At 52.9% G+C, this 5,833-nt stretch carries 4 protein-coding genes; all 4 read left to right on the top strand.

Translation table 11 applies throughout. The annotated features are described in order from the left end of the window. Positions 1-476: 476 nt before the first annotated feature. The 4 genes from ACDC67_RS15825 (at position 477) to ACDC67_RS15840 (ending at position 5,761) form a co-directional block, all read left to right on the top strand. Positions 477-1,313 carry a hypothetical protein gene (locus ACDC67_RS15825; RefSeq protein WP_376694603.1) on the top strand — a complete coding sequence of 279 codons (837 nt, stop codon included), beginning with the start codon at positions 477-479 and terminating at the stop codon, positions 1,311-1,313. Between the two features lie 1,337 nt (positions 1,314-2,650). Further along, positions 2,651-2,929: a hypothetical protein gene (locus ACDC67_RS15830; protein ID WP_376694604.1), complete on the top strand. Its 279-nt coding sequence runs from the start codon at positions 2,651-2,653 to the stop codon at positions 2,927-2,929. A 100-nt stretch (positions 2,930-3,029) separates the two neighbouring features. Then, positions 3,030-3,548 (top strand): hypothetical protein, encoded by a 519-nt coding sequence (locus ACDC67_RS15835; protein ID WP_376694605.1) that lies wholly within the window; start codon positions 3,030-3,032, stop codon positions 3,546-3,548. 1,349 nt (positions 3,549-4,897) lie between these two features. After that, positions 4,898-5,761 (top strand): hypothetical protein, encoded by an 864-nt coding sequence (locus ACDC67_RS15840; protein WP_376694606.1) that lies wholly within the window; start codon positions 4,898-4,900, stop codon positions 5,759-5,761. Positions 5,762-5,833 lie beyond the last annotated feature (72 nt).

Consider the following 5,833-nt stretch of genomic DNA (forward strand, 5'->3'; position numbering starts at 1 on the left):
ACTGGAAGGACGCCCTGAACCAATTTATTATCAACTTCGAAGATCGGGTGACCGATCACCTATGAGGATGGGCGGTTACACAGAAATCGGGACAGGCTCAAAGATCCAGCTCTGGGGCTTTTACACTCTCTTGCTTGGTGTGCTCGCAATGTTTTTCATTGGCGGAACAACACTGCTCGTGGTTTCGCCAACCCTTACCTCTGCGTCTGCGATCTTCGCTTACCTATTAGTTGGGGCTGGTACACTACTTTACGCGGAGCACACTTGGCGGTTGGTTCCTGATTCCTGGAAGGAACGCTCGGTAGCTGGCGTTAGGGTCCTTTTGCTCACCTCGCCGATAGCCGCAGCCCTAATTGCACGCGTCGTTGCATCCGTCTTATAACAAGTCGCTCAAGTACGTTCCGGCCCTTCGGGCCTCCACCGGACGCGGCTAAAGCCGCGCCGCTTAGCTCAAACGTTATGAATAGGAAAGAAGCATGAAAATCTCCACTTCCAAAGCAAATTTATGGGATTGGGTTAAATCGATCATTGCTTTGGCCGCGGCTGCAACGATACTAGCTAAGGCTTGGGTGACGCCCGTAGATCTGACGGTCGACTTCCCCATGCTTCTATCTCTACTTCTGGCGCTTTTTTCTGTTGGTTTGGCATCCTTGTTTTATTTCAAAGCGACAGAGACCAGCAATACCTTCTACGATAATACGTACAAATTTACGCGAGATATCACAACCCTGCTATCAAAGATTGAAAGTGGTTTCGGAGAACGACTCCGAAATCTCGATGAAGGATACAGCTCACTGAGGGACTCATTTCAGACAGGGGCATCAACGGCTGAAGACGCTGTGAGTGGCAGTGACAAAATCCTCGAGGAGAAGAAAGAGATTCAAAAATACATGGAAGAACGAAACGCAATTGTTGGCCAACTTCTCAAGCAATCCAAACTTAAGGAAGATGAGCGCCAGAAAATTGCAGCTGAGCTGCAAGAGAAAGATGAGCAGCTACGAGAGGCTCAAGAGGAACTTTCGAGACTTAAGCGGCGTAAATTCATCGAAAGAGTTCGAACAAGCCGCTTACAGGACGCGGAGATTGACAACGGAGTGCTGCACTTCACCAAAGACGTTGTTATTCAAAAATTAGGGGTTTCACGCGTAAAGAAACGACCACCTGTAGTGATTAAGAATGCTTTCGATGAACTTACTAACAGCCTCCCAAGAGGCTATCTAAGAGATTTGGAGCGCAGTGGCTTCTTTGACGAGGGGTTAACTGACGAAGGTGCTTTTTTTCTTAAGCGGGTTGCCGAAACCATGGATTCATAACAAATCGCTCAAGTACGTTCCGGCCCTTCGGGCCTCCACCGGACGCAGCTAAAGCCGCGCCGCTTAGCTCAGACGTTAGCTGTTTGGATGAGTATTTGTAGATCTGCATCGCAGAACGGCCAGAGTGGGGCAGTTGGTAGCCCCCGCTCTGCCACGGGTGCCGCGGCAGATTCGAGGCGTGGAGTTGCTAGCCCGGCTAAGCGTCGCCGCTCCTTGGTTTGCAGCCCGGAGGGTTACCTGCCTGCTGCTTCTGCCGGGATAGGCCTCTCCCGCCTCAGGTTGTTCGCCAGTCGAGCACCGGGGTGGGCTTCGTTCGCCCGCAGCGGCGCCTTGGCGGCAAGTGGCTCCTCCACAGCTAACAAATCGCTCAAGTACGTTCCGGCCCTACGGGCCTCCACCGGACGCGGCTAAAGCCGCGCCGCTTAGCTCAAACGTTAGGCCTTGCATGAGAATCATCCCAGCTGCAATTGTGTTGACCTCGGCTTGCGCCGTGCATGCGGCCGAGCCCTCCCAGGCCAGGCCGGCTCCTTGCGCGACTGTTCTAGTGCCAGTAGATGCTACGGCACCTGTCCTCCCCGCGGAGATGCACAATGAATTTTCCGGCTCGGCTCACGTCCAGTATGTTGTTAGAGAAAATGGCAGCGTATCCTCACCAGAGATCCTGCGAGTCGAATGGCGGCCCATCGGCAACGCTGCGGGTGAGCCCCTCGGATACGAGGCGGCCATTCTGGAGGCGGTAGCGAGTTGGAGCTTCACTCCACAACCAAGCGCCTGCGTTAACGCCACAACTCTGGAGATCTCTATCGAGCCCGTTGGAGATCCGCAGACTATCAGGCCTAACAAGTCGCTCAAGTACGTTCCGGCCCTACGGGCCTCCACCGGACGCGGCTAAAGCCGCGCCGCTTAGCTCAGACGTTATGTGAATATTGAGGAGACTGAGTGGAAGACATCCTCGAGGAGATAGGGAAGGGCTTTTTCCGAGCCATAGGTTGGATTCTTGCCGAGATCCTTTTCGGAACGATCTGCTATTGGGTTGGCTGGCCGGTATGCAGGGGCTTTACGCTTGGAACCTATCCGCGCTCTCGAAACCAAGTGCTTCCGGACTCGTGGGATCTTGAATCCTTCATATGCAGTTCGGTGGGGTTCATCCTCTTGCTGGCGCTCGGCCTCTACCTTGCGGGCGCTTTCTCTTAGTGAGCGAATGTGTGCACGAGACTGATAAGCCGCATTCACATAACAAGTCGCTCAAGTACGTTCCGGCCCTACGGGCCTCCACCGGACGCGGCTAAAGCCGCGCCGCTTAGCTCAGACGTTATAGGTAAGAGCCAAGACATCAAATGCAAGAATTCACCATTCACTTCAATTTTACCTCATTTCTTAAAACATCCCTGCTAATCGGCTTCTGCTTTGGTGTTTGCTCGGTGCCGCTTGTGATCCTAATCAACTACGGCCAGGCCGGTCCGATGATAGTGCCAATGTCTCTTTTCGGAACGCCGCTTGCAGGGACTCTATATGGACTATTTGCCGGGATAATTGGATACCCTCTCTACCACTGGCTTAGCAGCCGAATTGGCTTCAAGTTAAAGGGCAATCTCTATGTCAGCGATAGACAATAGAGAGTTTACCTATAACAAGTCGCTCAAGTACGTTCCGGCCCTATCGGGCCTCCACCGGACGCGCTTACGCGCGCCGCTTAGCTCAGACGTTAGATTGACGATGAGAGCCATTCTGCTGCTTCTGATAATCCTTACGCTCTCCATTGACTCGAAAGCTTGTAGCTGCATCGAGAAGACGAGCCCGATTGATACCCAGGTAGAACGCGCTCTTGAACGTTACGATGCTGTCTTTATTGGGTATCCAACGTCAATACAACAATCAACTGTTGATCTCGGCCACTATGAAACTCAGCTTCAAACCGTGACGTGGTCAGTCCTTGAATCGTGGAAGGGTCCGAAAGCGGGCCGAATATCCTTTGTGACGGTCACCAACAATACCGGTGGTCTCTGCGGCCGTAATATCCCTCACCAGGAGCGATATCTTATTGTTTCAATGCGCACCCGTGACCATCAATATTCAATTCCCCTTTGTTCAATTAGCGGGCCAGTACGCCTCTCGCATGAGTATATTGAAAAGCTTCGCCACTTGAGAGATCGCGAATCTAACAAAGGGTTCAACCGGACGCCGGAAAACTCTGGGGCGGCGAAGCCGGACACCGCTGACGGCGGCGCCGGTTAACCCAATCGTTAGCTGTTGGAATGAGTTTTCTTAAAACGGCATCGCGGAACGGCCAGAGAGGCGCAGTTGGTTGCTCCCGCCGTGCCACGGGCGCCCCGGCAGCTTCCAAGCGCAGAGATGGTAGCCCGGCTCGGCGCAGCCGCTTTCTGGCGTCCCGTCCAGAGGGTTGCGTGGTCGCCGGCTTTCCCGGGACACGCCGCGGCTGCGTCCGGCTTTCCGCCAGTCGAGAGTCAGGGCGGGCTTCGGCAACCGGCGGGGGTGCTTTTACGGCGAATCCCCCTTCCACAGCTAACAAGTCGCTCAAGTACGTTCCGGCCCTTCGGGCCTCCACCGGACGCGGCTACCGCCGCGCCGCTTAGCTCAGACGTTATGTTTATAAGACCACTACCCCTAGCCTTGACTCTATTGCTTCCTGTAATCAGCGCTTCGGCCTTTGCCTGGGAGTGCCATTCAGAGTCAATGGCGAGTTTATTTCACGAGCAATCCAGCATTCAGAAGCCCTACCCAGAGCGGGACGATATATTTCTGATCGAAGTCCCGAATCGAATAGAAAATGTGGTTGTCCATACGATCAACTTTGTACGAACATCCTCAGCGAGCCCGGAACTCAATGAACACGAGGTCACCGTGTCAATGGCTTCCTCATTTTTGGTGGTTGACTCGATGGCACAGACTTATATCAGGTTGAGCGAAGAAGAGATCCCTATCTGGCGGATTAATGCGCAATACGGGCTCGAGAGGCCTTACCCCGATGCCTGCAATTATAGCTTTGAGCTTGAGTTTTAAACATAACAAGTCGCTCAAGTACGTTCCGGCCCTTCGGGCCTCCACCGGACGCGGCTAAAGCCGCGCCGCTTAGCTCAGACGTTAGCTGTTGGAATGAGTATTTGTAGATCTGCCCCGAAGAACGGCCAGAGCGGAGCAGTTGGAAGCCCAAGCCGTGCCACGGGCGCCGTGCCAGATTTCAATCGCGGAGGTAGTAGCTTGGCTCAGCGCGGCCGCTTCCTGGAGCGCAGTCCGGCGGGATACCTGCTTGCTGCTTCTGCCCGGAAACGCTGCAGCAGCGTCGGGCTTTCTACCAGTCGAGCGTTAGGGTGGGTTTCGCTCGCCGGTTGTGGCGCTTTGGCGCCGAGTGGCTCCTCCACAGCTAACAAATCGCTCAAGTACGTTCCGGCCCTTCGGGCCTCCACCGGACGCGGCTAAAGCCGTGCCGCTTAGCTCAGACGTTATGTCCTATGAATGAAGAGTCCTATTTGACCACCAGGATATCTGCTTGGTCTCGCGGGCGTCCTTTCTCGATTTAGAGAGCTACATTTCTTAAATCCCGATACCAACCCTGAATTCCAGCTATGACTAGAGCAATGAACGCCTTTTTAATGCTTTTTGGCGCTGCTGTAATTTCGGTATCGCTGTTCGTTCCGGATAGAGCAATTGGTGAAGGATGCACAAAAATTGAGCTATTTGGCAATACGTCAATCGAGTCACGTGAAATATTCACCGCGCTCTCATTTGTTTCGGATCAAGGCTGCGTTTTACCGTTTGAGCAATCCAAATTGAAGAGCGAATGTGAGTTTCTACAAAGCCGTTTCCCCCAGATTAGGCAGATTCACTGTGGAAGCATTGTGCTCGGGAATCTAAGAACGATTGAAGTGAGTATGCTGGAATACGCTGAATTTGAATATCTAAAGGAAACCGTAAGTCGATATCGAGCTGATAAACCCGAGCGAATTGAACTCAACGACAGTCTTTCCCCCCTTTACGTACAGCACCGAGAGTTGTGGTTTGATGCGGTACGGGCACGCAAGGAGCTCGGTGAGCATGTCCAAGACAACGTGCTCCGGTACACATTGCCGGAGTTGGATGAACTTGCGGATACCCTAAGGCAGCAAGTGACACTTGAACGCGATGTGCTGGAGAGGGTGGTTCAACAGTCGAGCTTGACTAATCATAGAATAGCCGCCACCTGGCTTTTACCTTGGTCGCAACCAACTGCCGAAACGATTGATAACACAATGTTGGCCATTTTAGATGAGTCACAACTTGTGAGGAATAACTACGGTCGTTTTCTTCATTTCTTCGTTGAATACATTGACGATTCGTCTACGTTAGATGAACTAGCCAAGCTCGCCTTTATACAACTGAAAATGCCAGCTCATTCCGACCGAAATAAAGCTGTTCATATTTTGGGGTCTGTTGAATTCCAAGTGGGTTAAGCATACACATGCGGATTGAGACTGCGGAAGTCGAGTTTCCCTGCCAGCAGGAAGATCACGGTCCTGGCTGTG

Source organism: Wenzhouxiangella indolica, assembly GCF_042310355.1.
In the GTDB taxonomy this organism is placed as follows: domain Bacteria; phylum Pseudomonadota; class Gammaproteobacteria; order Xanthomonadales; family Wenzhouxiangellaceae; genus Wenzhouxiangella.

Bases quoted from the DNA above. Each gene is read 5' to 3' on its own strand.
- ACDC67_RS15825 (WP_376694603.1), top strand. From the start codon at position 477: ATGAAAATCTCCACTTCCAAAGCAAATTTATGGGATTGGGTTAAATCG.
- ACDC67_RS15830 (WP_376694604.1), top strand. From the start codon at position 2,651: ATGCAAGAATTCACCATTCACTTCAATTTTACCTCATTTCTTAAAACA.
- ACDC67_RS15835 (WP_376694605.1), top strand. From the start codon at position 3,030: ATGAGAGCCATTCTGCTGCTTCTGATAATCCTTACGCTCTCCATTGAC.
- ACDC67_RS15840 (WP_376694606.1), top strand. From the start codon at position 4,898: ATGACTAGAGCAATGAACGCCTTTTTAATGCTTTTTGGCGCTGCTGTA.